At 41.4% G+C, this 26596-nt stretch carries 27 protein-coding genes, 2 tRNA genes and 1 riboswitch; of the genes, 22 read left to right on the top strand and 7 right to left on the bottom strand.

All coding sequences use genetic code 11. The features are described 5' to 3' along the window. Nucleotides 1-430: 430 nt before the first annotated feature. The 4 genes from PASHI_RS17955 to PASHI_RS17940 all read left to right on the top strand — a co-directional run bounded on the left by PASHI_RS17955 (nucleotide 431) and on the right by PASHI_RS17940 (nucleotide 3840). Complete coding sequence (locus PASHI_RS17955; RefSeq protein ID WP_062566559.1) at nucleotides 431-631, top strand: helix-turn-helix transcriptional regulator; 201 nt, start codon at nucleotides 431-433, stop codon at nucleotides 629-631. 8 nt (nucleotides 632-639) lie between these two features. Then, nucleotides 640-1449: a replication initiator protein A gene (locus PASHI_RS17950; protein ID WP_062566558.1), complete on the top strand. Its 810-nt coding sequence runs from the start codon at nucleotides 640-642 to the stop codon at nucleotides 1447-1449. Between the two features lie 617 nt (nucleotides 1450-2066). Then, nucleotides 2067-3173, top strand: a complete 1107-nt coding sequence (locus PASHI_RS17945; protein WP_062566557.1) for an AAA family ATPase — start codon at nucleotides 2067-2069, stop codon at nucleotides 3171-3173. After that, the gene (locus PASHI_RS17940) at nucleotides 3166-3840 is read left to right on the top strand and encodes a DUF4276 family protein (RefSeq protein WP_062566556.1); all 675 of its coding nucleotides are present in this window, start codon (nucleotides 3166-3168) and stop codon (nucleotides 3838-3840) included. The genes PASHI_RS17945 and PASHI_RS17940 overlap by 8 nt, the downstream gene beginning before the upstream one ends. Before the next feature lie 54 nt (nucleotides 3841-3894). Here PASHI_RS17940 and PASHI_RS17935 read toward each other — a convergent pair whose 3' ends face one another. Next, the gene (locus PASHI_RS17935) at nucleotides 3895-5211 is read right to left on the bottom strand and encodes a tyrosine-type recombinase/integrase (protein WP_062566555.1); all 1317 of its coding nucleotides are present in this window, start codon (nucleotides 5209-5211) and stop codon (nucleotides 3895-3897) included. A 437-nt stretch (nucleotides 5212-5648) separates the two neighbouring features. Here PASHI_RS17935 and PASHI_RS17930 point away from each other — a divergent pair, with 437 nt between their 5' ends. From PASHI_RS17930 to PASHI_RS17920, 3 genes are read left to right on the top strand one after another with little or no spacing between them, the layout of a single operon-like run. Further along, nucleotides 5649-6356 (top strand): hypothetical protein, encoded by a 708-nt coding sequence (locus tag PASHI_RS17930; RefSeq protein ID WP_062566554.1) that lies wholly within the window; start codon nucleotides 5649-5651, stop codon nucleotides 6354-6356. Nucleotides 6357-6377: 21 nt separating this feature from the next. Beyond that, the gene (locus PASHI_RS17925; protein ID WP_062566553.1) at nucleotides 6378-6881 is read left to right on the top strand and encodes an RNA polymerase sigma factor; all 504 of its coding nucleotides are present in this window, start codon (nucleotides 6378-6380) and stop codon (nucleotides 6879-6881) included. Between the two features lie 5 nt (nucleotides 6882-6886). After that, a complete protein-coding gene (locus tag PASHI_RS17920; RefSeq protein WP_062566552.1) occupies nucleotides 6887-7456 on the top strand; it encodes a hypothetical protein in 570 nt (189 codons plus the stop codon). 241 nt (nucleotides 7457-7697) lie between these two features. Here PASHI_RS17920 and galE read toward each other — a convergent pair whose 3' ends face one another. Further along, complete coding sequence (gene galE / locus PASHI_RS17915) at nucleotides 7698-8711, bottom strand: UDP-glucose 4-epimerase GalE (protein WP_062566551.1); 1014 nt, start codon at nucleotides 8709-8711, stop codon at nucleotides 7698-7700. A 230-nt stretch (nucleotides 8712-8941) separates the two neighbouring features. On the opposite strand from galE, the gene PASHI_RS17910 reads away from it, so the two are divergent. Then, on the top strand, nucleotides 8942-9445 hold the full coding sequence (locus PASHI_RS17910; RefSeq protein WP_062566550.1) for a DUF3016 domain-containing protein: 504 nt from the start codon (nucleotides 8942-8944) through the stop codon (nucleotides 9443-9445). Between the two features lie 469 nt (nucleotides 9446-9914). Here PASHI_RS17910 and PASHI_RS17905 read toward each other — a convergent pair whose 3' ends face one another. Further along, complete coding sequence (locus PASHI_RS17905) at nucleotides 9915-10205, bottom strand: hypothetical protein (protein WP_054561134.1); 291 nt, start codon at nucleotides 10203-10205, stop codon at nucleotides 9915-9917. Between the two features lie 72 nt (nucleotides 10206-10277). Between PASHI_RS17905 and PASHI_RS17900 the strand changes: the two genes are divergently transcribed. Next, nucleotides 10278-10490 (top strand): hypothetical protein, encoded by a 213-nt coding sequence (locus PASHI_RS17900; RefSeq protein WP_054554124.1) that lies wholly within the window; start codon nucleotides 10278-10280, stop codon nucleotides 10488-10490. 268 nt (nucleotides 10491-10758) lie between these two features. Here the strand turns inward: PASHI_RS17900 and epmB are convergent, their stop codons facing one another. Further along, on the bottom strand, nucleotides 10759-11772 hold the full coding sequence (epmB, locus tag PASHI_RS17895; RefSeq protein WP_062566549.1) for an EF-P beta-lysylation protein EpmB: 1014 nt from the start codon (nucleotides 11770-11772) through the stop codon (nucleotides 10759-10761). Between the two features lie 41 nt (nucleotides 11773-11813). On the opposite strand from epmB, the gene efp reads away from it, so the two are divergent. Both efp and epmA read left to right on the top strand, forming a co-directional pair. Next, nucleotides 11814-12380 (top strand): elongation factor P, encoded by a 567-nt coding sequence (gene efp, locus PASHI_RS17890; protein WP_054554126.1) that lies wholly within the window; start codon nucleotides 11814-11816, stop codon nucleotides 12378-12380. Nucleotides 12381-12447: 67 nt separating this feature from the next. Beyond that, nucleotides 12448-13422 (top strand): elongation factor P--(R)-beta-lysine ligase, encoded by a 975-nt coding sequence (gene epmA / locus PASHI_RS17885; RefSeq protein ID WP_062566548.1) that lies wholly within the window; start codon nucleotides 12448-12450, stop codon nucleotides 13420-13422. A 68-nt stretch (nucleotides 13423-13490) separates the two neighbouring features. Here the strand turns inward: epmA and PASHI_RS17880 are convergent, their stop codons facing one another. Then, a complete protein-coding gene (locus tag PASHI_RS17880; RefSeq protein ID WP_062566547.1) occupies nucleotides 13491-15590 on the bottom strand; it encodes a TonB-dependent receptor in 2100 nt (699 codons plus the stop codon). A gap of 123 nt (nucleotides 15591-15713) precedes the next feature. Here PASHI_RS17880 and PASHI_RS17875 point away from each other — a divergent pair, with 123 nt between their 5' ends. The 8 genes from PASHI_RS17875 (at nucleotide 15714) to PASHI_RS17840 (ending at nucleotide 23257) form a co-directional block, all read left to right on the top strand. Then, nucleotides 15714-16103 carry an acyl-CoA thioesterase gene (locus PASHI_RS17875; RefSeq protein WP_054561129.1) on the top strand — a complete coding sequence of 130 codons (390 nt, stop codon included), beginning with the start codon at nucleotides 15714-15716 and terminating at the stop codon, nucleotides 16101-16103. Between the two features lie 124 nt (nucleotides 16104-16227). Further along, nucleotides 16228-16629, top strand: coding sequence for an META domain-containing protein (locus PASHI_RS17870; protein WP_062566546.1), 402 nt, complete (start codon nucleotides 16228-16230; stop codon nucleotides 16627-16629). Nucleotides 16630-16693: 64 nt separating this feature from the next. Further along, a riboswitch (TPP riboswitch) is annotated at nucleotides 16694-16795 on the top strand. A gap of 145 nt (nucleotides 16796-16940) precedes the next feature. Then, entirely contained in the window at nucleotides 16941-18893 is a 1953-nt protein-coding gene (thiC, locus tag PASHI_RS17865) for a phosphomethylpyrimidine synthase ThiC (RefSeq protein ID WP_062566545.1), read from the top strand. 73 nt (nucleotides 18894-18966) lie between these two features. Next, a complete protein-coding gene (locus PASHI_RS17860) occupies nucleotides 18967-19971 on the top strand; it encodes an FAD-dependent oxidoreductase (protein WP_062566544.1) in 1005 nt (334 codons plus the stop codon). Nucleotides 19972-19979: 8 nt separating this feature from the next. Further along, nucleotides 19980-20177, top strand: coding sequence for a sulfur carrier protein ThiS (thiS, locus tag PASHI_RS17855; RefSeq protein ID WP_171041525.1), 198 nt, complete (start codon nucleotides 19980-19982; stop codon nucleotides 20175-20177). 1 nt (nucleotide 20178) lies between these two features. Next, nucleotides 20179-20961, top strand: coding sequence for a thiazole synthase (locus PASHI_RS17850; protein ID WP_062566543.1), 783 nt, complete (start codon nucleotides 20179-20181; stop codon nucleotides 20959-20961). A 15-nt stretch (nucleotides 20962-20976) separates the two neighbouring features. Next, nucleotides 20977-22500 (top strand): thiamine phosphate synthase, encoded by a 1524-nt coding sequence (gene thiE / locus PASHI_RS17845; RefSeq protein ID WP_062566542.1) that lies wholly within the window; start codon nucleotides 20977-20979, stop codon nucleotides 22498-22500. Nucleotide 22501: 1 nt separating this feature from the next. Then, nucleotides 22502-23257, top strand: coding sequence for a HesA/MoeB/ThiF family protein (locus tag PASHI_RS17840; protein WP_062566541.1), 756 nt, complete (start codon nucleotides 22502-22504; stop codon nucleotides 23255-23257). Nucleotides 23258-23321: 64 nt separating this feature from the next. Here the strand turns inward: PASHI_RS17840 and asd are convergent, their stop codons facing one another. After that, complete coding sequence (gene asd, locus PASHI_RS17835; RefSeq protein ID WP_175083551.1) at nucleotides 23322-24188, bottom strand: archaetidylserine decarboxylase; 867 nt, start codon at nucleotides 24186-24188, stop codon at nucleotides 23322-23324. Nucleotides 24189-24206: 18 nt separating this feature from the next. Beyond that, entirely contained in the window at nucleotides 24207-25265 is a 1059-nt protein-coding gene (rsgA, locus tag PASHI_RS17830; protein WP_058585944.1) for a small ribosomal subunit biogenesis GTPase RsgA, read from the bottom strand. Nucleotides 25266-25387: 122 nt separating this feature from the next. On the opposite strand from rsgA, the gene orn reads away from it, so the two are divergent. The 3 genes from orn (at nucleotide 25388) to PASHI_RS17815 (ending at nucleotide 26453) form a co-directional block, all read left to right on the top strand. After that, a complete protein-coding gene (gene orn / locus PASHI_RS17825; protein WP_054554138.1) occupies nucleotides 25388-25933 on the top strand; it encodes an oligoribonuclease in 546 nt (181 codons plus the stop codon). 275 nt (nucleotides 25934-26208) lie between these two features. Then, a tRNA-Gly gene (locus PASHI_RS17820) sits at nucleotides 26209-26284 on the top strand. Between the two features lie 93 nt (nucleotides 26285-26377). After that, a tRNA-Gly gene (locus tag PASHI_RS17815) sits at nucleotides 26378-26453 on the top strand. The last annotated feature ends 143 nt before the right edge of the window (nucleotides 26454-26596 follow it).

Raw genomic sequence — 26596 nt, 5'->3', positions numbered from 1 at the left:
AGTTAAAAAATAGCCTTTTTGCAGCAATTAAAGAAGGCAGGATTTAAACATGGCTCCTGTACTCGCTGGTTGCGCTTTGATTTTAAGCCTTGTGATCTTCTTCGCTGTTTTGTTTTATTTCAAATGTAAGTGATATTGCATAGAGCCTCTCCAAAAGCCTACTTAAAAAGCTTATCAAGCAAATTTTTTTGTAGGTGTTTTTATTAGCCAATCCCCATTTTAAAAGATAATAACTATAAAAATCAAATGGTTAATTTTTATAGTTACTAAGTTGTGTTGCTTTTCCCCTAAAACATTAAAAACCCCCCGAAAGTTCCCCTAGCTTTTCGGGGCAACTTTCTGACCACTCAATTACCATTGTTGCTCAACTAATTAATAATGTGTTGAGCTAATAATTGAGCTCAACGCTTACGCTTTGAGGTCAATAATAATGGAAAAGGTATTTTATCGTTCGGAAGAAGTAGCCGACTTACTTTTTATCAGCAAACAAGCTCTTTTTAATCAAATCTCTAAGAACAAACAAGGCAATGGTAATTACCCATTACCACCACATATTAAAATTGGCGCTCGATTACTTTTCCCTGTTGAAGACTTTCACAACTGGTTAGCTTCTCAACCAAGAAATAAGTAACGCTAGTTATGGCGTATTTTGAGTGCAAAATGACTCATGTCAATTTGAAATCAGATATGTTTTCAATGGTGTGGCCTGTGTTTGCATTAGACGGAAAGTCTAAAGGTACGTTAGATTTCTCATATAAAGGTGTATCAATAAAAATCGTTCCAAGCGTCCAGGGTCGAGCAACCATCAAAGATAAAGAAGTACTCATTTATTGCTTGAGCCATATCATGGCTGCAAAAAATGCTAAGTTAGAGCTCAGTAACACGGTTCGCTTCAACACCTATGATCTCCTAAAGGCTACAGGGAGAGGAACATCAGGAAAAGAGTACAAACTTGTTGAAAAGGCTTTATATCGACTCGTAGGAACTTTAATTACGACTGATTACAAGTTTAATGGCCGAAGATTTTTGGAAAATATGGGTCTCATCGAAGGCTTTAAGTTAATCGAAGGTAGTGGTTTAAGCTGCTGGCAAGTAACATTGCCCGATTGGCTCATCGAGACGATTGATGACAATGATGTCTTAACATTACATGATGATTACTTTCAATTATCTAAACCATTTGATCGCAGACTTTATGAAGTCTGCCGGAAGCGCTGTGGTAGACCTTCTAAGCAAGTTATCAAGTTAGATAATTTACGAGAAAGAATTGGTATTAGATCGTCATTGTCAGATTTAAAAAAGCGGCTTAGAAAAATAGAAAAAATACTCGATTACTTATTGAAGGTTGAAGGCGACAGCTTATTTATTTTTCGTGATACTGAAAGTGGAAGGATGGAACTCGCGAAACTTAACTCCGAACTTTTTATGAAAAGGATAAACACAGGTTAGTGTCGTACTTTTGATCTTGAATAATATCGTACTTTTGATCTTGAATAGTATCGTACTTTTGATGAAAACTGTCGTACCTTTAACTTTTTTGATTCGTACTTTTGATTTTTTATATCCTCTGTAGCCCTTGTTATAGCTATATACTCAATGTTCTAAACACGGAAAGCACTAAACGTATTTATAAATAAAGAAATAAACCCAATATTGATTTAATAGTCTATGACTAACTGTTTAGATACGTAGATACATCAAAGTTTTAAAAGATTTGAAGCTTAGTCAAAGGTGATTTTATAAGTGAACTTTTTGAAAGGATAATTATCAGCTGGTTTATAAAAATCGTACATCTGAAAGTTTTCTGAAGCGCTTTGATTGTTTAGTTCACATACTTGTATGAGATACTTTAGCTATAGTGTAGGCTATGAATTTGTTTCACTAGCCAAATTTCAGTAAAGTGCAATTCACTCAAAGCTTATATGCTCTTTAATGTTTCCTCTTTTCCAGATTCAATCATTGAATAAAGAGAATTGCCTCTGCTAAAATTAAAAAAACACAAAAATTTAAGCTTTTTAGTCACTTATTTCAAGTTAATTTAAGGAGTTACTAATGGGAGAAATACAATGGGAAGCTCTTTAGATAAAGTAACGATCAAAGGTTTTAAGTCTATACAGAAACTAGAAGACTTTGAACTGAATGCTTTAAATATAATTGTAGGTGCCAATGGTGCTGGTAAGAGTAATTTTATTGCTTTTTTTAAATTATTGGGTGCCTTGATTGATGGTAACCTGAATCGATTTGTTCGTGATAATGGTGGTGCTAGTGACTTACTTTTTTGTGGGCCGAAGGTAACGAAAAAAATTGAGTTTTCGACTAATTTTGGTGTTCGAGGTTTTCGCTTTAACTTAATAGCAACACCAAACAATAACGCAGCAATAGAAGATGAAGCTCGTTATTATAGTGGAGGGGCATCTGGATGGTGGAACCTAGGAGATAGTTCAGAGGGGATATCACGGATGGTATCTGAAGTTAAAAGTAATTCTTCAGATTCAAAATATTCGAAACCGGTTTTCGATGCAATTTCATCTTGGAAAATTTATCACTTCCATGACACTAGTTCGACAGCCCCTATGCGGGGGGAAGAAATAATTCAAGATAATAAAATATTACGAAAGGATGCATCAAATATTGGGGCTTTTTTGTTAAAGCTAAAAAATGACTTCCCAAGTGAATATAGAGATATCGTAAATGCAATAAAATTAGTCACACCTTTTTTTGATGATTTTTTACTTGAAGCATTCAAAAGAGGTGAAAAAGAACTGGTTAATTTAACGTGGTTACAAAAGGGCTCTGATTATCCTATGCAGCCTTATCACCTTTCAGATGGTTCAATAAGGTTCATTTGTTTAGCAACAGCTCTATTACAACCTAACCCCCCTGCAACCATTATTATTGATGAACCTGAACTAGGCCTACATCCTGCTGCGATAGCAATATTGGCTGAGTTGGTTAAAGCTGCTTCAGAAAGGACACAAGTAGTTGTTGCAACTCAATCACCAGAATTAATTAATTACTTTTCTGTTGAAGATATCATAGTTGCTAATCGTAAAGATGGTGCGTCGACTTTTAACCGCTTAAAAGAAGAGGATTATGAAGATTGGCTTGATGAGTATTCATTAGGTGAGCTTTGGAATAAAAATGTCATTACTGGAGGTCCAGTGAATGAATAACTTTATTGAAGTGATGGCTATTGTTGAAGGTCGAACTGAGCAAGCATTTATAGAGAGAGTGCTTGCTCCTTATTTAGCAAATAAAAATATTTTTATCAGAGCGACTCAGATATCCAAACCAGGTCAAAAGGGAGGGGATGTTAAATTTAACCGAGCCGAAAAAGATATAGGTCGTTTTTTGAAGCAGCGCCCTGATATATATGTAACTCAATTTTTTGATTACTATGGTTTAAAGGAGTGGCCTAGTTTAGCTGATATTAATAATGAAAATCATATTGAGATTGCAAAAAAATTAAATGATGCAGCAGCAGAGTTGATTTCGCAAAATTATGGTGACCTTCAACCACAAAGGCGCTTTATTCCGTTTATGGCAATGCATGAATTTGAAGCTTTGTTATTTAGTGATGAAGTGATTTTAGCAAATGCGTTAGATATCGAAGTTGAAAAGGTTATAGCTATTACGCAAGCTTGTGAAGAACCTGAACAAATTAATAATAGTCGCGAGACTGCTCCGTCTAAGAGGTTAGATAATCTGAAAAGAAACGGAAAATTCAGAAAAACGACGGAAGGTATAAGCATTGCGGAACAAATTGGCATTGATAAAATACGGCAGCGATGTCCATTATTTGATGAGTGGTTAAGTCTGCTTGAGTCTAAACTAGACTGATGCTTACCCTGTTAGTTTTGATGAACTAACAGGGGGAAGTATTTTCTTTTAGAGCTAACTTAATAAAGTGCTCATCAGCTCAACTTTTTGTTCCTTAGTTAAGCTTGCTAACAGACTTTTCATTTCACTCATTTTATTTTCAGGCTCTTGTTCAATCAAACCTGCATATTTGGCTATTGTTTCTGTTACTTTTTCTGCGGGCTCTTTAAGCTCCTCAGCGGTTAAAATTAAATAGCCAGCAGTTACATCACTTTTATCTGTAATATGGTTTAGAAGGCGTTTCAGGAGGTATCCTGACACTCCGCTACTCTCTGCCATTGATGTAAATGTGCGGCGCAAATCATGCGAAGTGATTACTACTCCTGCAATTTGGCATACATGTTTTAACGTTTTTTTAGGATCAGTGAGGTAGCCTTTTTTACTTTTTGTTCCAAACACATAGTCAGATACTTTGTATTCTTTTCGTCGATTAAATATCTCAGCTAAGCGATCCGTTATAGGAAACTCAACGTCCAAGCCATTTTTTGTATCTTCTAAAATAAATATCCTATCTTCAAGATGTACTTGTGACCAAGGCAGTTGCAGTAGCTCAGACCTTCTTAGGCCTGAAAAGGTTAAAAACTCCAAATAATCACAAAAACCGACACGACTATTTTGACGATATTTAGCAGCTTCATTTCTTACTTCATATAATGCATCTACAAAAGGTTTTAGCTGTGAACGGCGCAGCCGTCTTGTTTTACGTTTTATATTATTCCAACTACGTTTTTCAGATAGAGCATCTACAGGGTTTTCTGGAAATAGTGAACGACCTTCTGAAGACTTGTATTCAGCTTTAGCAAAGTTAAATAAAGCATGCATTAGGCGCATAGTATAATTTGCCTGAGCAGGACTTCTTGAGGTGATTTCTCGTTGGCGCTTTAAAATCATTGTTTGATTAATATCGGCTAAGCGCTTGTTATGCCAGTCCGGTAGATAGCAATCCATTTTTTGTTTATAACCTCTTTCAGTTATAGGCTTGAGATCTCTAGATTCGATATATGAATCAAAAGCTTCTTTCAAGGTAACTGAAGCCGCTCTAAACTGGCGCTTAAGGTCATTAGGATTAATACCCTCAGCTATATCTGCCATTACCTTTCTAGCCATTCGCCTTGCATCATCGAGTGCAATTGATGGAAAGTAACCAAGGGTGACATTAATAGGGGTGTCTCTCCCTGGTATCTTTTTATAAACTCTAAATGATTTTTTACCAGCTACGCTCACATCTAAAATGAGTCCTGACAATAGACTGTCATAATAGCGAGTGCGTTTACCGTTTGATTCTATCTTTTCAAGCGACAATTCTGTGAAGCGAAATTTTGTGTCTGACATATGGTGCTACCTCTGTGCTACTTTGAACGTAAAATTTAACGTTCTGAAATACATAATGATTTATGCATCAGAGGTGGGTTTTGTTCAATAACCCTATGATATAACTATGAAAATTAGTAAATGGTTATATCAAAAAGTAACTCGTAGTAAGTCTTTGTTTTGCAACTCATAATCGTTAGGTCCCCAGTTCAAGTCTGGGAGGGGCCACCATTTTCTTACTGTAAAAATCCAAAATTAAAGCTGTTTTTATAGCTGCGCTCAATTTCTTTTTATCCTTAAAATTCAATGAAATAAAATTATTTTTAATTTTTTAAAAATATTTTGTCAGGTTTTCTGTGTTTGTCTCGTCTATAGCTGCAAATGACACGAAGTTGTTCTATTTGGTGGTAGCAATAGGCAGTGTCTTATGTATCTATTTTTACGAAAAGGACAAACTCATGACGACTACAACATCAACTGTGAATACGCTAAAACTTGATTCAACGAATGCACCATTTAGTGATGCTGCTGTTTGGTTAAAAGAAGGGTGGGGGCTATTTAAAAAAGCACCGTTTAAACTTTTTTTACTTATGACGCTGTTCGCTATTGTGCCAGGTTTAGTGCAGCTATTACCTGCACCTACAGGTTTAACTTTATCAAAATGGTTAGCGCCTATGTTAATGGCAACGGTGTGGCCATTGTTGTTTAACCTGAATAATCAGCAAGGCTTTTCATTTAAGCACAATGCAACATGGACGAAGTGGGGGCGAGTTGCCGTGTGGTCAGTTGTTGGTATTTTACTGGCGCTGGTGCAATTTGCTGTTGGGAGTACTTTGATTGGTAGTGAGCAGTTATCGGCTTTATTGTCAGGTCAGTTTGTTGATGTTGAGCGCTGGCGCGTAGGGGTCATGTTTGTATCAATTGTTCCTGTAAATATGTTGCTTATGTTTGTGGTACCTCTGTTACTTTTAAACAATGCTTCGCTTAGTGCAGCTGTTAAAGAAGGCATTACAACGGCACTAAAGGTGATTAAACCATTAAGCATGCTTTGTTTGATTAATATGCTCGTTACCTTTGCTGCCCCTTATAGTCTTTTACCTATGTTGTTGGTAGGGCCGGTATTAGCATGTACCTACTTTTGTGCCTATAATCGTTTGTTCAAATAATAATAAAAACATGGAAGTACAGTGAAAGCTGATGTTCAAATAAACACATTGCTGAATGAATACGCGCCGCTGTTGGCGCGTGTTGCTGCAACCTACGAGATCAATCAAGCGCTACAAGATGAGCTAATTCAAGAGATGTCGCTGGCTGTTTGGCGCGCTTTTGAAAGTAATGACTCATCACCCGATGTTGCCTTTCGGGGCGATGCCAGCATAAAAACCTATATTGCCCGAATAGCTCATAATAAAGCGGTTGATCATGTGATAAAAGAGCAAAACCGCAAAGAGGTGGCAAGCTCTGAAAGTATTGATTACACCCAAGCCTTAAGTGCGCATAAATCACCAGACGACAATTTAGATTTAATGGCTGCCCTTCGTAAATTAACGCTGAAATATAGGCAGGTGCTTGCTTTACAGCTTGAAGGGTTTAATCAAAGTGAGATAGCTCAAACACTGGGGCTGTCTGAAGATGCGGTTGCTAAGCGTGCAAGTAGAGCAAGACAGCAACTTGCGAGCCTAATGGAGTAAATAACGTGGATAAATTCGAAGCAGATGATCAATTAGCTAAGTGGCAGCAGGCATTTGTGCAAGCAACGCCGAAAGTGGATAGTGCAGCGTTAATAGCACAAACGCAAAAGTCGCGAACTAAGTTAAAGCTAAAAGGGTTAATCGACTCATTTTTAGGTGTTGTGGTAACTGTATTTTGTATTTACGCCATGTTATTTGAGGCAAAAAACACCTATGAAACCATTATGTTTGCGTTATTAGTGCCTATTCCTCTAGGTTTTGGAATTTGGTCATACCGTTTAAGACGAAAGCTTTGGCGAGCAGAAACGCTAGATGTCAATGCAATGCTTAATTTTAAAGAGAATCAGCTGAAGCACCAAGTTCATTACTGGCGTGTGAGTTTTATTGGCTGCGTTGTGCTTTGGTGCGCTTTGCTAATCGTTGCCTTGTTTAATATGGTTATGTTTAAAACATACAGCCTATGGCTTATCCAGCTTGGTATTAATGGCATTATCGTGCTGGTTGTTTATATACGCTATAAAAAACTAAAAACTCAGCTAGCTGTAGCGCTTGAGAGCATTCAAGCGATGCGCTGATGTGCGACTTGACGAGCTATTCCTAAAACTTATATAACTTACAATTCAAATAATAATAAAGGATATAGAGATGGAAGTTTTATACAGTATTTTGTTTTGGGGATCGCCTGTCGGCTTAGGGTTATTCTTTTTCTTATCGTGCACGGGGGCAGGAATACTTTTCTGGGGTATTGCGCAGCTTAAGAAAGCCTCATCAAATTAAAAAGCCGATGTGTGAACATCGGCCTTATAATGACTTTGACTATTTGTAACCGTTCGGGTTATTGCTTTGCCAGCGCCATGTATCTTGCATCATCTCATCGATACCACGCTCAGCTTGCCAGCCAAGCTCTTTTAACGCTTTTTCTGGAGCTGCGTAGCAAGCTGCAATATCGCCCGCTCGACGCGGCGAAATTTGGTATGGTACGGCTTGACCACTGGCTTTCTCAAAAGCGGTAACCATCTGCAGTACTGAATAACCATTACCTGTGCCTAGGTTAAATACGTGCGCACCTGTATCACTTGCAATTCGGTTCAGCGCTTTTAAGTGACCTAATGCTAAATCGACGACATGGATATAGTCACGAACACCTGTACCATCTACAGTATCGTAGTCATCCCCAAACACACCTAGCTTTTCTAGCTTACCCACAGCGACTTGCGAAATATAAGGTAATAAGTTGTTAGGAATACCATTTGGGTCTTCACCAATAAGGCCAGATTCATGTGCGCCGACTGGGTTAAAGTAACGTAAGATAACAAAGGCAAAGCGTTCATCTGATTTCGCGATATCTTGCAGCATCATTTCAACCATAAGCTTTGATGTGCCATACGGGTTAGTCGTGCCACCAACTGGGAAGTCTTCGCGAATTGGCAAACTTGCTGGGTCACCGTATACCGTTGCTGATGAGCTAAAAACTAACTTAAATACGCCAGCATCACGCATTGCATCAACCAGAGTCAGTGTACCTTGTACGTTGTTTTGATAATACTCGATAGGTTTTACAACCGATTCACCAACCGCTTTTAAACCAGCGAAGTGAATAACACTATCAATTGTGTGTTCACTGAAGATTTTGTCTAAGCAGGCTCTATCTAAAATATCACCTTGATAAAACGTGACGTCTTTGCCTGTTATTTTTTTTACGCGAGCCAATGACTCATTTGATGAATTGCTTAAGTTATCGAGTACAACAACGTCAGTGCCTTGTTGTAATAACTCTAATACGGTGTGAGAACCGATGTATCCGGCTCCGCCGGTGACTAAAATGGTCATAAAATATCCATGAACTATACCTGGTTGAATTAGCCTTATTTCATCACATTTCGGCCTAAATTACATGAATTAATTGTGATTTACGGCGATAAAGCAAAAACATGAATCGCTTGTTTTTGATTACATTTTGCACCATATTGGTTACACCTAAGTGTTTAGATATTAAGCTATAGTTAATTGTCAGCAGCTAAAATTTAATCATTAGCTATACCTGTTAAGTGGAGAAACAGATGAATACAGTAAAAAAAATTGCCTTAGCAATGGTCATTGCACTACCCGCTTTTGCTCACGCAGGAGAAGCAAAAGTTAAATGGCATGACTTTAACGATTACCGCGATGTAGAACCTGGTAACAACTCACCGAAAGGTTCATTTCATAAAAATGTGGCAAAGAATTTTGAAAAACACTTTAATAAACTTGCTGAAAAGCTACCCGAAGGTTATACCTTCAATGTTGAGGTGACAGAGCTCGATCTAGCTGGTGATGTGCGTTTTGGTACCATGAATGAGCTACGTATTATCAAACCAATTTACTTTCCGCGTATCGACCTAAATTATTCAATTACCGATAAAAACGGTAAGGTCGTGAGCGAAGCAAACGATGTAAAACTCAAAGATATGGGATTCATGGATCGTATGAAGATAGGTCGTGACGAGGCTTATTATTACGATAAACGTTTAATTACTGATTGGTTCGAAGATGAGCTATTACCGTCGTTAAACCTGAGTGAATGATAGCCGTCAGTTTTAAGTTGAGCTGCGTTGTTTGTGGGTCTTGTAAAAGACCTGCAACGTGGGAGGCGTTTTAACGCCGAAAACAATGCTCGGATAAAGCTGCTCCCACATGTAGGCGTGAAATTTATTTCGCGAGAAGTATTTGCACAAAGAGAAGTGAATGAGAAAAGAATGAGGAAACCAAAAGGCTCTACCTCTGAAGCGAAGCGTCTCTTATCCTCTTTGTGATAATTTGGTTGTCTCTGTGTAGCGCGCAGCGCCTCTGTGTTCTCTGTGGTTCAACATGTTTTTGCACAAAGAGAAGTGAACGAGAAGAGAAAGAATAAACTAAAAAAGTAACTTAATTTAGTAGCTGCTAAGCGCAGCGTCTCTTATGTCTCTTTGTGAAATTAAAGCTCTTTGATGTAGGCGTGAAATTTATTTCGCGCGTTAGCCTCTATTCACAATAAATGAAATAGAGGCTTCTACGTTACTTAAACGTCGCTAACAGTTGTAATAGCTGTTGCAGTTTAATAACGGTTTTTTTCAGTTTTTCTTCGTCCATACCGTCGTTGCTTAAGCTTTCTACATCAGCAGCAACATCAAGAACGTAAGGTTTAAAGCGTTTAGCTTCAAAATCAAAGCCAGCATCTTTTGCAAATAAGGCTGTGAATTTGCCGTGCCCTTGCTGCTGTAAGTCATCTAATTTTTTATCGGCATCAAGTGCCTGACGGTAAACGATTTTTAGGTTAGCATTTAGCTGTTCTATAATTGAATCCATTTTTTTCCTAAAGCTTTAGACTGCAATGCCGATATAGTACGTGGATTGTCTTAAAAAGTCAGGTAATGAACTATGAATATATCAGGATCAAGCTTACCAGCGATGAGTGGCGGTGGCGAAAGCGCAGAAGTTTACAGCGCATCGCTTGCTAAAAAACAGCAAAAGGCTGATGGTGCTGCGGCACTTGCACTTATCGAAGGCGCAGCAATGAACACCAGTGCTGCACAAACACCTGCTAAGTCGGTAACTGCGACACTAGGTAATAACGTAAACGTATACGTTTAGTTGTTAAATTAGATAGGGCGTGTTGACCCTTTATGATTGATTTTGCAGCAGTGTGTTTGGTATTTAGGCAAGGCAGAGCCTATGTAGTGTGGTTGTTCCACATAAATAGGCGATAACGCAGCATTAATGCCAAACACGCGCTGCCCTTCGGGTTCTTCCTAGGGGCGATTAACTCTTTGTTACTCGATTTTTACTTAGCCCACTAGGTTACAAATCTCGCGCCGCGATTAAATCGCCCATAGAGTGAACAAATTTCAATCAATAAAGGTCAGCACGCCCTTAGATCGATAGGCGTTTTACTTTTTTCGCCGCCGATCTCGCGCACCAGCTTAGGAACTAAGAACCCCGGCAATGCTGCCAGCATAGCCGTCACGATTTCCCGTGCCTGACTCTCAGAGATATCAAAATGGCTAGCACCCTCAACTTTATCGAGTAGATGTAAGTAGTAAGGAAGTATATCTGCCTCAAATAGCGCTTCACTTAATGCAACTTGCGACTCGACAGAATCATTCACATCTTTTAGTAATACCGCCTGATTTAATAACGTCACCCCTGCAGCTTTTAATTTTTGCATGGCCGCTTTAAAGTCATCATCAATTTCGTTAGCGTGATTGATATGGTTTATAAACACCACTTTTAACGGTGATGCAGCAAGGCGTGCACATAGCTCATCGGTAATTCTTGCAGGGATCACCACAGGTAAGCGGCTGTGAATACGCATGCGTTTAATTTGCGGAAGTTGCTCTAACTCATCCATAAACCAACTAACAGCATCGTCTTTGGCCATCAATGGATCGCCACCACTTAATATGACTTCGTTGATGTTGCTGTCTGCTTTTATGTAAGCCAGTGCGTCAATCAAGCTGCGTTTGTTTAATTGGTTTTCTTGATAAGGAAAATGGCGTCTAAAACAATAACGGCAATTTACAGCACAGCCGGTTTTAAACATCACTAAAACCCGAGAGCGATACTTGTGTAACAAACCAGGTTGGTTGTTATCTTGCTCTTTTAGAGGATCTTTGTCGTAACCTGTTTTTGCTAAAAACTCTTGGTGTCTTGGCATCACTTGCAGCAAAAGAGGGTCGTTTATGTCGCCATAACGCATTTTTTTGATAAAAGGCAGTGGCACGCGGACAGGAAAAAGACTGCGTGCTTTGAGGTCTTTTTCGTCTACTTTGCTTGATAATCCTAGCATTTCTAGCAAGCGTTCAGGACAAGTGACAACATTTGCCAATTCTTTTTGCCAGTTTTTATGCAAATTTACTTCATTTCTTTGTATCATTGACACGTAGATTACTCGAAATTATTTAGACAGAGGAAACGATGGCGAATTATAGCACCAATGAGTTCAAGGGCGGCCTAAAAATTATGTTAGACGGCGAACCTTGCAGCATCTTAGAAAATGAAATGGTAAAACCAGGTAAAGGCCAGGCGTTTAACCGTGTTCGTATTCGTAAACTTATCACAGGTAAAGTACTAGAAAAAACATTCAAGTCAGGTGAATCAGTTGAAGGTGCAGACGTAATGGATACAGATTTAGCGTATCTATACACTGACGGTGAGTTCTGGCACTTCATGAACAACGAAACATTTGAGCAAATCGCTGCTGACGAAAAAGCGCTTGGCGACAATGCAAAATGGTTAGTTGAAAATGACGTTTGTACAATCACGCTTTGGAACGGTAGCCCAATCGCTGTGACTCCACCAAACTTCGTTGAATTAGAAATCACTGAAACAGATCCAGGTCTAAAAGGTGATACAGCGGGTACTGGCGGTAAACCAGCAACATTAAGCACAGGTGCTGTTGTTCGTGTTCCTCTATTCGTACAAATCGGCGAAGTGATCAAAGTTGATACTCGTAGCGGTGAATACGTGAGCCGTGTTAAGTAATAGGCTTTGTTAAGCAATTTATTATAAAATCCCAGCTTCTGCTGGGATTTTTTTTGGGAAACACTTTATGTCTAATGTCCTCTGGCAACCAAGCGCCGATATTGAAACTTTACGCCACCGTGCCGCTATCATCCGCCGTATTCGCGAGTTCTTTTATGATCGTGATGTTATGGAGGTTGAAACGCCAAGCTTAAGTGCGGCCAGTGTAACCGATGTGCATTTAGCGACATTTAGTACCGAGTTTGTTGGTCCTGGTCATGCTGGTGGCTTACCACTTTATTTGCAAACTTCCCCTGAGTTTGCCATGAAGCGTTTACTTGCTGCAGGCTCTGGGGCTATTTTCCAGCTATGCAAAGCCTTTCGTAATGAAGAGGCGGGTAGTCATCATAATCCTGAATTTACAATGCTTGAGTGGTATCGTCCGGGTTTTGATGAATTTGCGCTTATGGATGAAATGGATGAGCTTATGCAATTAGTGCTTGGCGTAGAAAGCGCAGAGCGACTCACATATCAGCAAGCCTTTATGAACGCCTTAGGTGTTGATCCTTTAACTGCTGATATCAGCACATTGCAGCAACTAGCAACAGAGCAGGGCTTTGCCGATATTGCGGCGAATGAAACGCACCGCGATACCTTGTTGCAGCTATTATTTTGTATGAAGGTTGAACCAACGATTGGCCAAGAAAAGCCTTGTTTTGTTTATCATTTTCCTGCATCGCAAGCCGCTCTTGCGCATATTTGCCAACATGATGAGCGAGTCGCAGGGCGCTTTGAGTTATATTTTAAAAATATGGAACTGGCAAACGGCTTTAATGAGCTGACCAATGGCAAAGAGCAAGCAGCTCGTTTTAGTGAAGATAATCAATATCGTGAAGCAAATGGCTTAAAGCAAGTGCCAATGGATGAGCGTTTAATAGCTGCACTAGAGCATGGCTTACCACAATGTGCGGGTGTCGCACTGGGTATTGATCGACTCATTATGCTGGCAATGAATAAACAAAAGATTAAAGACGTACTCGCCTTTGATGTTGAAAGGGCTTAACTTATTTGGCTCTAGGCTCTAGGCTCTAGGTGTTTGGGTGCTAGATAAAAAACCTAGCACCCTATTGCTTATAACTCGTAAATAAATGTCACACCGGCAACCATAGGTTCGCCAAGCTGTGTGTATGTATGAGTGGTGTAACCGTCTAATGGATCGTTACCAAACTCAAAACCACGAGTCGGTACGTCTTCGTCAAATAAGTTACGTGCCCATGCATTAATGCTCCAATTATCACTTTCATAACCAAATGAAGCATTCACTAAATTAGTGCTTGGTGCTTGTGAGTTATGGCTGTCAGAGAAGTAGTAATCGTCTTTGCCTTCTACACCAATTGATGCATAAAGTGCTGGCGTAAAGTTATAACGCGCAGTGAATGCATATTGGTATTTAGGAGCTTGTGCTTGATCTCGACCATCTTGATCTAGGCCTGATTGCGCAACAAAGTCATTGATTTCTGTATGTAGATAACCTGCACTACCCGTTAGTAGTAAATTGTCAGTAGCTTGGAAGCTGCCTTCAATTTCTAAACCATAGTTTTCGCCAGAGCTGGCGTTATCGATATAACCTGTGAATTTTTGGCCTTCAACTTGCCACGATTTTAGCTGCATATCTTCACGGTACATGTAGAAAGCGGCAAGACGTAACACAAACTTATCGTCCAAAGAGCTGCCTTTCACACCAAACTCACCGCTCCATAGGTATTCAGGGGCAAATGATGTGTGATTAGCAAAGAAATCAGCATCTAGGTTTAAGCCTTCGTCTTTTGCTTTTGCTAAAGCTTCAGAGTTAATACCGCCAGCTTTATAGCCACGAGTAATGCTGGTGTAGATCATGGTGCGATCAATGACTTGGTATTCAAGTGCAAGCTTACCGCCCACCATGACATCATCGGTTTCTTCAATAAAACCGTTGTTGTCGGTGTAGTCGCCCTGATACTGCTCAACACGTAAACCTGTGATTAAGGTTGTTTTTGGGCCGATAGGTGTTGCTAATTGACCGTATGCAGCAATATTGCTGGTTTCATAAGTTGATGCAAATGGTTGCGCAAGCCAAGTGTATTGACGTTCTAAGTCAACTTCGCGGCCTTGATAGTAAATGCCTGCGACCCACTCACCAGATTTACCACTAAATTGCAGCTCAGCCGCTTGATCTTGGCGATCGCGAAAGTAAGCATCTGTTGAGCTATAACCCCAATCATGTAAGCCAGCGGCACATAATTCAGGTTGGGCTTCATCATTACACACCCAGTCTTCGTCATAGCTGTATAACAGCTCGCTGTCGATACCAGATAGGTTTAAGCTAACATCAAAAAAGTCAAAGCCGGTGTATATGTTTGCTAGGCCAACCGCAATGCTTTCTTGGTTGTCTTGGCCTGGCTCATCAGCAACACTGTAACGGCTGTTATCTAGTGTGAATGCGTCATAGCCGTTATTTATATCGATGTAATGTACATTCAGTTCAGTACGCAGATGATCGGTCAATTGGCTGTGTAACTTAAAGCGAGAAACAAGCTCATCTTGTTGCTGGGTATCTTCACCTAAATAACGGTTTTCAACATAGCCATCCGATTCACGTTGATAAATGCTGGCGCGTACTGCTGTGTCGTCAGTAATACCCGTACCTGCGGCTATACCTGCTTCATAGCTGTTGTAGTTGCCAGCACCTAATTGTATTTTCACACTTGGGTCAAGAGTGGGTGTTGCAGATTCCATTTGAATCATGCCAGCTAAGGCATCAGCACCAAAGCGAGTCCCTTGTGGGCCGCGATAAATTTCAACTTGGTCGATATCAAATAACAGTGAACTGCCGCCTAAACCAGAGTAGTTAATACCGTCGATCACTAAGCCAACCGAAGGATTAATAGGGTCAACAAACTGTGAGCGTAAACCAACACCACGAATTTGCACGAAACGACCACGAGATGCACCAGAGGTAAAGTTTACATTCGCTGCACTAGCAAGCATCTCATCTAAAAACTTTGCACCACGTTGATTGATTTCATGATCAGAAAACAAGCTTGCGCTGGCACTAAGGGTTTGAATGCTTTCTCTTTTGAAATCACCGGTAACTTCAATCGTTTCTAGATCACCGTCTTCAGCGTAAGCAATTGAAGATGCTGCGAATAAAGGCAGGATGGCAGCAGATAATAATGATAAACGTCGTTTCATGCGGATTCTTAACTCCATTTTCGGGACTGCTATTCTAGCAACCTAGCTAGCCAAATGGCTATAAAATCAATTTTTATGGTATAAACGCAGGCAATTATACGTAAATTGATTAGGAATACGACTATGACCTTTAAAGTAGACTTTAAAGTGCGTGATTATGAGTGTGATTTACAAGGCATTGTTAATAACAGTGTTTATTTTAATTACCTAGAGCATGCTCGCCATGAGTTTTTACATGCTCAAGGTATCGACTTTGCAAAGCTAGCAAGAGAAAAAGTAAACCTGGTCGTGCTGCGAAGCGAAATGGATTACAAGGCATCACTAGTGCCGGGCGATGAGTTTTACGTTGCAGTTGAGCCTGAGCGTATCAGCCGTTTAAAGTTTGCTTTTAGGCAAACGGTGTATCGTAAACATGACGATAAAGTGATGCTGCAAGCTTTGGTGATTGGCACGTCGGTAAATGAAAAAGGTCGTCCTTTTTTACCAGAAGAAGTCGATAACTTATTCAAATAGTCTGCGTTGTTATTTAAAAAGCTAACTTAGAACAATTTTTTACAGATAAAACATGTTTTTTTAACGATCAATTGCGTTAAATGTTGTTATTATTACTACATTGAAATTTGAATCGTAAAAAAATATGAAGTTAGTAGCCTTGCCCCTCCTTTTAGTATTATTTTGCATGGGCTGCTCATCGACAGGGACAGTCACTAGTGAGCAATTAAAATATACACAGTGGCAATTATCAAAAGTGAATGGTTTAGCCATTCCTGTATCCCAAACAGCCTCGCTGCGTTTTATCGAAGCGATGCAGGTTAACGGCTTTGCTGGCTGTAATAAATTTTTTGGTGAAGGTGCGCTCAGCGAAGATACGCTAACAGTAAATAAGTTAGGTATGACGCGTAAATCTTGTGGTGAGCAAGTTGATGCGCTTGAGCAGCAATTACTGTCAACGCTAAAAGAAGGTGCGGCCATTACTTTAACTGCTGAGCAACTGACCTTGCAAGGTGAGCACCACTTTACCTTCATTGCAAAAAACTAAAGTAGCTGAGCTTGCAGCAAATTTTTAACTGACGTACACTCAGGGCGTTTTAAAAGAAACGAATTTATACTTGTCGGAGTGCCTTTAATAAGGCTGAGATCGCGAAAGCGGGATCCGTGAACCTGATCAGGCTAACACCTGCGTAGGGAACAAGCTGCCTCACTGGGCGCTTGTGCGCCAAATTTTTGGGGCATAAGCGGTACAGGCTGCACTAGTAAGCACTTAGCTTATTGACGATCCAATGGCGTTTGCCACTCTCTATTGCATTTGCAATATCTGACAAGACAACCCTTAAAGCAATGAGGTAAGTCATGTCAAACACAACAACTAAACCATCTCGCCGCGAAGTCCGTGCGGCTGCATCAGATTATATTTATAACTTAACGGGGCAACCGTTTCCTAATTCTCATAAAGTTTATGTAGAAGGTACACAAGACAATGTACGAGTAGGGATGCGTGAAATCACCCTCAGCGATACCTTCATCGGTGGTACAGAAGAAAACCCAGTATTTGAGCCTAACGCGCCAATTCGTGTTTACGATACCTCGGGCCCATACACTGACCCAGATTTTCAACTTGATGTGCGCAAGGGTCTTGAGAAATACCGTGAAAAGTGGATTGAAAGCCGCGGCGACACTGAAATTTTAGACTCAGTGACTTCGCAATTTTCTCAACAGCGAATGGCAGATGAAGGGTTAGATCATATCCGCTTTGAACACCTACCAAAGATCCGCCGTGCAAAAGCCGGTAAAAACGTAACGCAAATGCATTATGCGCGACAAGGCATTGTGACGCCTGAAATGGAATATGTGGCGATCCGTGAAAACATGGGACGCGCTAAAGTTCGTGAAGAGTTACTTGCGGCCCAGCACAAAGGCGAATCGTTTGGCGCTAGTATTCCTGATTTTATTACCCCTGAATTTGTGCGTGATGAAATTGCCCGTGGTCGCGCCGTGCTTCCTAACAACATCAACCATCCAGAAACTGAGCCGATGATCATCGGCCGAAACTTCTTAGTTAAGGTGAACGCGAATATTGGTAATTCGTCGGTCACATCATCAATCGAAGAAGAAGTAGAAAAAATGGTGTGGTCGACTCGTTGGGGCGCCGACACGGTAATGGACTTATCAACGGGTCGCTATATTCACGAAACCCGTGAATGGGTGGTACGTAATTCGCCAGTGCCAATTGGTACCGTACCAATCTATCAAGCGCTTGAAAAAGTAAACGGTGTAGCTGAAGACCTAACGTGGGAGATTTTCCGCGATACCTTGATTGAACAAGCAGAGCAAGGTGTTGATTACTTTACTATTCACGCTGGGGTATTACTGCGTTACGTGCCGATGACGGCAAAGCGTGTTACCGGTATTGTTTCGCGTGGTGGCTCTATCATGGCGAAATGGTGTTTAGCGCACCATAAAGAAAACTTCTTATACACGCACTTTGAAGAAATCTGTGAAATTTTAAAACAGTATGATGTGTGTTTCTCATTAGGTGATGGCTTGCGTCCGGGCTCTATTGCTGACGCTAATGACGAAGCCCAGTTCAGCGAATTACGTACTTTAGGTGAGCTGACAAAACTTGCTTGGAAACATGATGTGCAAGTGTTCATCGAAGGCCCTGGCCATGTGCCAATGCATATGATCAAAGAGAACATGGAAGAGCAGCTTAAACACTGTGAAGAAGCACCGTTTTACACGCTTGGTCCATTAACCACGGATATTGCACCGGGGTACGATCATTTCACATCAGGTATTGGCGCTGCGCAAATTGCTTGGTACGGCTGCGCTATGCTTTGTTATGTAACCCCTAAAGAGCATTTAGGCTTACCAAACAAAGAAGACGTTAAAGAAGGTTTAATCACTTACAAAATTGCTGCTCATGCTGCCGATTTAGCAAAAGGCCACCCAGGTGCGCAAGAGCGTGACAACGCATTATCAAAAGCACGCTTTGAGTTCCGTTGGCACGACCAATTTAACCTAGGTTTAGACCCAGAACGCGCCCGCGAATATCACGACGAAACACTGCCACAAGAATCAGGCAAGATTGCACATTTCTGCTCTATGTGTGGCCCTAAGTTCTGCTCGATGAAGATCACTCAAGAAGTACGTGATTACGCCAAAGATCTTGAAGCAAGAGGTATCGATCCAAATAACGTAGGCGATGCTATCGAAATCAAAATGGTCGATGTTGAAGCCGAAATGAAAGCGAAATCAGACGAGTTCAAAAAAACAGGCTCTGAGATTTACCATAAAGCAGTTTAATTGATGGAGCTAGGCATCAGCGATGGGCTCTGGGTTTTTACCTAGGGCCTAGAGCCTAGCGCCTAGAAAGTTTATGTCTTTAAAGATAGCGATACTGGGTTTTGGTTTAACTGGCCGTTTAACTGCATTGGCACTTGCTAAAGAGCATCAGTTAAGTGTGTTTGAGCAAGATGATGAACATGCTAGCAACAGTGCCGGCAGCGTTGCTGCAGCGATGTTAGCCCCCCTTGCAGAATCAGTCCTGTGTGAACAGGATTTAGCCCTACAAGGGCTTAATAGCATCACGCGTTGGCAGCAAATTCTAAGTGAACTCGATGACGCTGTGTATTTTCAACAAACAGGCAGTTTAGTGGTTGCTCATCAGCAAGATAAGGGCGATTTACAAAGTTTTGTGAGCCGCTTAAAACCACTTGAAAGCTATCAGGCACAGGCTTTGGTTGGCACTCAAATCGCTGATCTTGAGCCAGAACTAGCTGGGCGTTTCCACCAAGGTGTGTATTTACCTTGTGAAGGGCAACTCGATAATCAGGCATTTTATAGCGCTAGTTTTAAAAAGCTTACCTCGCAAGGAGTGCAATTTAACTTTGGCTGTAAAGTTGAATTGAACGCCCATCAAGTGAATGGCCAAAGCTTTGATTATGTATTTGATTGTAGAGGCTTAGGTGCTAAACAGGCTGAACCTTTACTGCGTGGAGTAAGAGGAGAGGTGGCGCGTTTATATGCACCAGAGGTGAACCTAACTAGACCGATACGACTGATGCATCCGCGTTACCCAATTTATATTGCTCCTAAGCCAAATCATCAATTTGTGATTGGTGCGACTGAAATCGAATCACAAGACCGCGGTAAAGTCACCGTGCGCTCGGCGCTGGAGTTATTGTCTGCTGCTTATACGGTGCATAGCGGCTTTGCTGAAGGGCGTATCGAGAGCTTGCAATCGGGGCTTCGTCCTGCGTTTACAGACAATCGTCCGAAAGTCACTAAGCAAGGTCGAGTGATCAGTATTAATGGCTTATACCGTCATGGCTATCTACTTGCGCCTCAGGTGGTTGATGATGCAGTGAGCTTAATTGCTTAAGGATAAAAATGAATATTTTAATTAATGGTCAGTCAGTTACAGTGAACGACAATACATCGCTGACTCAGGCGTTAAGTCAATTTGGCGCAAGACCGCCATTTGCGGTTGCCGTTAATGGTGACTTTGTACCGCGCAGTCAATGCGATGCTAAAACCCTCAACGAAGGCGACAGCATTGAGTTATTGTCGCCAATTCAAGGAGGCTAAGATGGATAGTTTTTCGGTTTATGGTGAGCAATTTACGAGTCGGTTACTGGTTGGCTCAGCATTGTATCCTTCACCTAGTGTTATGCAGGATTCGATAGTGGCCTCACAGGCTGAGATTGTCACCGTTTCATTAAGACGCCAGCAAAGCGCTGCTGCGGGTGATGATTTTTGGCAATTGATAAAAAACACTGGGTTAAAGGTGCTGCCAAATACGGCGGGTTGTCATAGCGTAAAAGAGGCGGTGACCTTGGCGCAAATGTGCCGCGAAGTGTTTGCCACTGATTGGATCAAGTTAGAACTAATTGGTGATGAATATAATTTACAGCCAGATCCAATCGCACTGCTCGAAGCCACTAAAATTTTATTGGCCGATGGCTTTAAAGTTTTACCTTATTGCACAGATGATTTAGTGCTGTGTCAGCGCCTCGCTGATTTAGGCTGCGAAGTACTAATGCCTTGGGGCGCACCGATTGGCACAGGTAAAGGCTTGCTGAATCCTTACAACTTAAAAATGATCCGTGAGCGCTTGCCAAACCATACTTTAATTGTTGATGCAGGCTTAGGTTTACCATCTCATGCCTGCCAAGCGCTTGAATTAGGGTATGATGCCGTATTATTAAACTCGGCAATTGCAGGGGCAGGTTGCCCAGTGACGATGAGTAAAGCGTTTAAAAGTGCGGTTGAAGCGGGGCGATATAGCTATGTGGCTAAAGCGATGCCAGAAAAAGACGTAGCAAGCCCATCAACGCCGACGCTCGGTATGCCATTTTGGCATCAAGAATAAAATGTGAGGAATAACATGAATCAGGTTGTATGGACCATAGCTGGCTCAGATTCGGGCGGCGGTGCAGGAATTCAAGCCGATATCAAGGCAATGCAAAGTTTTAATGTACACGGCTGTACGGTTATTACTGCTTTAACGGCACAAAATAGTTTAGGTGTAGAAGCACTTAACCCGATTTCAACAGAGGTGATTGAGTCGCAACTATTAGCCTTAGCCAGTGATATGCCTGCCAGTGTGATTAAAATTGGCATGCTTGCCAATGTGCAGCAAATACAGCTTATTAGTGAGCATTTAAAACATTACAAAGCAACTTGGGCAGAGCCGCCTTTAGTTGTTTATGATCCGGTTGCCATTGCCTCAAGTGGTGATTTATTAACAGAAGAAGATACCGTTAGTGCCATTAAAGAGTGCTTATTGCCATTAGTCGATGTAGTAACACCGAACACCCACGAAACGCAGCTATTAACCGGTGTTTATTTGATTGGCCCAAGCGCAGTGAAAGAAGCCGCAGAAAAGTTAACTGACTTTGGTGCAAAAGCGGTGATTATCAAAGGGGGGCATTGGGATTACCCAAGTGGCTATTGCATTGATTACTGCGTGCAAGGTGAGCAGGAATATTGGCTTGGTAACGAAAAAATTCAAACTCCGCATAGTCACGGTACTGGATGCAGTATGGCCTCTGTGATTGCCGCGTGTTTAGCCAAACAGTATCCACTCAAAGATGCCTTTATTTTAGCGAAAGCCTATATAAACCAAGGTTTAAAAGCAGCCATTCGATATGGTGAAGGGATTGGACCTGTTGCACACACTTGCTTTCCAACAAATCTAGCAGATTACCCACAAGTCATCGAGGCGGGAAGTTGGCTCGGTGATGAGCTCGACTTTGATTGCCCGGTTGATTTTACCATGGCAGCAGGCTTTGCCGAGTGCGACTCTAAACAACTTGGGCTGTATGCCGTTGTAGATACGGTTGATTGGTTAGAGAAGTGTTTAGCCGAAGGGGTTAAAACAGTTCAATTAAGAATGAAAAATGCAGACGATGCAGCACTTGATGAGTCGATTGCAAGTGCGGTTATGCTGGGGCAGAATTACGATGCGCAGGTGTATATCAATGATTATTGGCAGTTGGCGATTAAGCACGGTGCTTATGGTGTGCATTTAGGACAAGAAGACTTACAAACCGCTAATTTAATTGCCATAAAAGAGGCGGGGTTACGCTTAGGTGTATCGACTCATGGCTTTTATGAGATGCTGCGTGCACATAATTACAGACCAAGTTATATGGCGTTTGGTGCTATTTATCCAACCACCACTAAAGACATGACTGGGCAAATTCAGGGCTTAGAAAAGCTCGAAAAATTTGTGCCGTTGATGGCCGATTATCCAACGGTCGCGATTGGTGGAATTGACTTATCTCGTGCTGAGCAAGTTGCGAGCACGGGTGTTGGCAGTGTTGCCGTAGTACGTGCGATTACTGAAGCCGAAAACTACCAAGCAGCCATTGCCAAGTTAAAACAGCTGGTCGAAGGTCAGTCATAATATGAGCGCGTTAAGCGACAAAGAGCAAATTCGTTATAGCCGCCACTTGCTACTCAAAGAGGTGGGGCATGCAGGGCAGCAAAAGTTAAAGTCTGCACATATTGTGGTTGTCGGAGCGGGGGGGCTTGGCTCACCTGCACTGTTTTATTTAGCGGCTGCAGGAATCGGAACGCTCACTTTGATTGACGACGATAAAGTTGAGCTTTCAAATCTACAGCGACAAATACTCTATAAAGTAAACCACATGGGGCAGGCAAAAACACAGGCGGCTGCCAAGGTGTTAAGCAGTTTAAATAATCAAATTACGGTTAAGCCTTTATGCCAAAAGCTTGATGAAAGTAACTGTGTTGAGCTACTTGAAGGTGCTGACATCATCCTCGATTGCAGTGATAACTTTGCTACCCGGTATTTGGTTAATCGCTATTGTTTAGCTAAATCTATCCCACTTGTATCAGCTGCCGCTATTGCAACGCAGGGGCAGGTGATGAGTTTTGATTTTCGTGATGAACAGAGCCCTTGCTATGGCTGTATATTCCCACAAACGGAGGAGCAAACAGCGCTTAATTGTGACAATGCAGGGGTATTGAGCCCGTTGCTGGGTGTTATGGGGAGCATGCAAAGTTTATTGGCTATCAATATATTGCTTGGCCATAAAACGGGTAGCGAGTTTATTCAATTTGATGGGCTAACACTAATGCAGCAGTGCTTTAATATTCAAAAAGATAGTGAATGCTCAGAGTGTAATCGTGGGGTGTAGGCGCGGTTTATAATGAATTTTAAGCAAACCACTATTGCTCAAGTGGTTTGCTTAATTGAACTTATTAGTCGTTAATTTTCGCAAATGGTGTGCCCATGCGGGTCACTGTTTCTGGGTGTTGATCTGATAAGAACTCAGCTTGATTTGCTCCCCAGGCTAAAATAACGGTAGAGCCTAACTTAAAGCGACCCATTTCTTCACCCTTCTTCAGAGTAATCGCGTTGTCACCTGTAGTTGGGTAATTCCAACTAAATACATCTTTACCTGCTGGTGGCGTGACTGTGCCTGCCCAAATAGTCTCGATGCTAGCAACAATTGTCGCACCAACAAGTACCATGGCTAGCGGGCCAATTTCAGTTTCAAAGATAGCTACAACACGCTCGTTACGAGCAAATAGGTTAGGTACATTTTGTGCTGTTAACGGGTTTACCGAAAATAAATCACCCGGTACGTAGATCATTTTGCTCAGCGTACCATCAACAGGCATGTGAATACGGTGGTAATCTTTAGGCGCTAAATAAATAGTTGCAAACTTCCCGCCTAAAAACGGTGCAGTGTCTTCTTCTTTGCCACCAAGGAGTGCTTGTAAGCTGTAGTCATGGCCTTTTGCTTGGATGATTTGACCGTCTACTACATCGCCTAATTGGCTAATTGCACCATCAACTGGGTGAGCAATAATGTCGCTTTCTTCAGCAAGTGGACGAATACCTTCTTTTAACGGGCGAGTGAAAAACTCATTAAAAGTTTTGTAATGAGCTGGATCTGGGTATTTAGCCTCACTCATATCAATTTTGTATTGTTTGATAAACAATTTAATTAAGGCCGTTGTTAAGCCACCCGCTTTTGCTGCTGCTAACTTGCCAACCATGCGCGAAATGAAATGTTTTGGCATGGCATATTGCATAGCAATTTTGAATTTATCTAAACTCACTTGTTATTTCCTAAATAGTTATACGCGAGGAGCGCGTGCACCAGCACGGCCGTCGGCCATAGTTTCTAAAATTCGGTGGTAACTGTCAAAGCGAAGTTCTGAAATTTCACCATCATCAACAGCTTGGCGAATTATACAGCCAGGATCGTTTAAATGTTTACAATCGCGAAAACGACAGCCACCAATAAAATCACGGAACTCTTTAAAGCACCATGTAACGCGCTCAACATCTAAATGCCATAAGCCAAACTCACGAATTCCCGGTGAGTCGATTAGGTTACCACCACTTGGTAAATGGTGTAATCGCGATACGGTTGTTGTGTGTTGACCAAGGCCGCTGTTCTCAGATACTTCTTGGGTTAAGATGTCAGCATCAGGCAGTACAGTGTTCACTAAGGTTGATTTACCCACACCACTTTGACCAACAAAAATGCTGTTTTTATCAACCAGTTTTTGTTTAAGCTCAGCAATGCCTTGACCGGTTTTATTACTGACTAATAGTACTTGATAACCTAGCTCACGATAGATATCGAGAATTTCATCAATAAAAGCAAGGCCTTCATCGTCAATTAAATCTATTTTGTTAAGCACTAAAATAGGCTCAATCCCCATGTCTTCACAGGCAACTAAATAGCGGTCGATAATGTTTGGCGTAAACTCAGGCAATACAGCAGAGACCATTAAAATTTGGTCAATATTGGCAGCGACGACTTTCACCCCGTCATAAAAATCAGGGCGAGTTAGTTGTGAACGACGCTCATGAGTTGCTTCAATAACGCCTGCTAAGTCGCCTTCGCTAACTTTTGCACGGCGAAAAATAACTTCATCACCACATACAAGGCTCGATACTGTTCTGCGTATATTACAGCGCAATACTTCGCCTGATTCGGTTTCGATATCGGCATGTTGGCCAAATCGACTGATCACAACCGCATTTTCGGCAGGGCCTAAATTGTCATTTTGCCATTGCACAGTTGCCCCTTTCTGTTGCTTTTTGTCTGCATTAGAGAGGCGTTTTTGATGATTGGCCTTAATTCGACGTGATTGGCCTTTACTTAATTTCTTTTGTTTTGCCACTTTTGGCCTATAACTTGAGTAAATGTCGGGCTTTTTGAAAAAAAAGCTTTAGGTCGACTGATGATACTAATATGATATATCTAAATGCGTTGGATCTAAAGGAAAGCACCGCTAAGGTAACTATGTCTTTTCATAAATCAAATCTTATCTGGCTCGACCTGGAAATGACAGGCCTCGAACCAGCAACAGATAAAATACTCGAAATTGCCACTGTTGTCACCGACAGTGATTTAAACATCTTGGCTGAAGGCCCTGTTATTGCTATTCATCAAAGCGATGAACTGCTTGATGGCATGGACGAGTGGTGCACGACTCAGCACGGTCAATCTGGTTTAACAGCTCGTTGTAAAGCAAGCACATTCACTGAACAAGATGCTATTGATCAAACATTGGCATTTCTAAAGCAATGGGTACCTGCGGGTGCTTCACCTATGTGTGGTAATTCTATCGGCCAAGACCGCCGTTTTATGAATAAGTACATGCCTGAATTGGAAGACTACTTTCACTACCGTAACCTTGATGTGAGTACAGTTAAAGAGCTTGCACGTCGTTGGAAACCTGACGTATTAGCGCAAGTGAACAAAAAAGGTTCACATCTAGCCCTCGACGATATCAAAGATTCGATCATGGAATTAAAGGTTTACCAAGAAAAATTCTTTAATTTGTAAAAAACATTTGCAAACACATCGGATTATTGTAGAATCCTGCCCCGCTTAAGACGTTAACCCCCGCGGGGTTAGTGTGTCTTTAGCTAAACTTTTATAGTTGAAAGTTATAATTTGCGGCACTAGCTCAGTTGCCAGAACGTTTTACCGCAACCTTCAGGTTGTGCGCCAACGGACAAATTACTGACTACTTTAAAGCGGCACTAGCTCAGTTGCCAGAACGTTTCACCGCAACCTTCAGGTTGTGCGACAACGGACAAATTACTGACTACTTTAAAGCGGCACTAGCTCAGTTGGTAGAGCGCAACCTTGCCAAGGTTGAGGTCACGAGTTCGAGCCTCGTGTGCCGCTCCAATTTCTTCACCAAAAGAAATTGATATAAGTTTCAAGGGGAAAGTTGAAAGCATTAGCTTGAAACTAGAAACTTGCAGCTTACAACTTATTTATGCGGCACTAGCTCAGTTGGTAGAGCGCAACCTTGCCAAGGTTGAGGTCACGAGTTCGAGCCTCGTGTGCCGCTCCAATTTCTCACCAAAAGAAATTGGCTTAAGTTTCAAGAAGAAAGTAACTAACTTGAAGCTTGTAACTTAAAACTAGTAACTTATTGTGCGGCACTAGCTCAGTTGCCAGAACGTTTCACCGCAACCTTCAGGTTGTGCGACAACG

The sequence above is a fragment of the Pseudoalteromonas shioyasakiensis genome, from assembly GCF_001550135.1.
Lineage (GTDB): Bacteria > Pseudomonadota > Gammaproteobacteria > Enterobacterales > Alteromonadaceae > Pseudoalteromonas > Pseudoalteromonas shioyasakiensis.
This window is presented reverse-complemented; position numbering and strand designations above follow the sequence as displayed.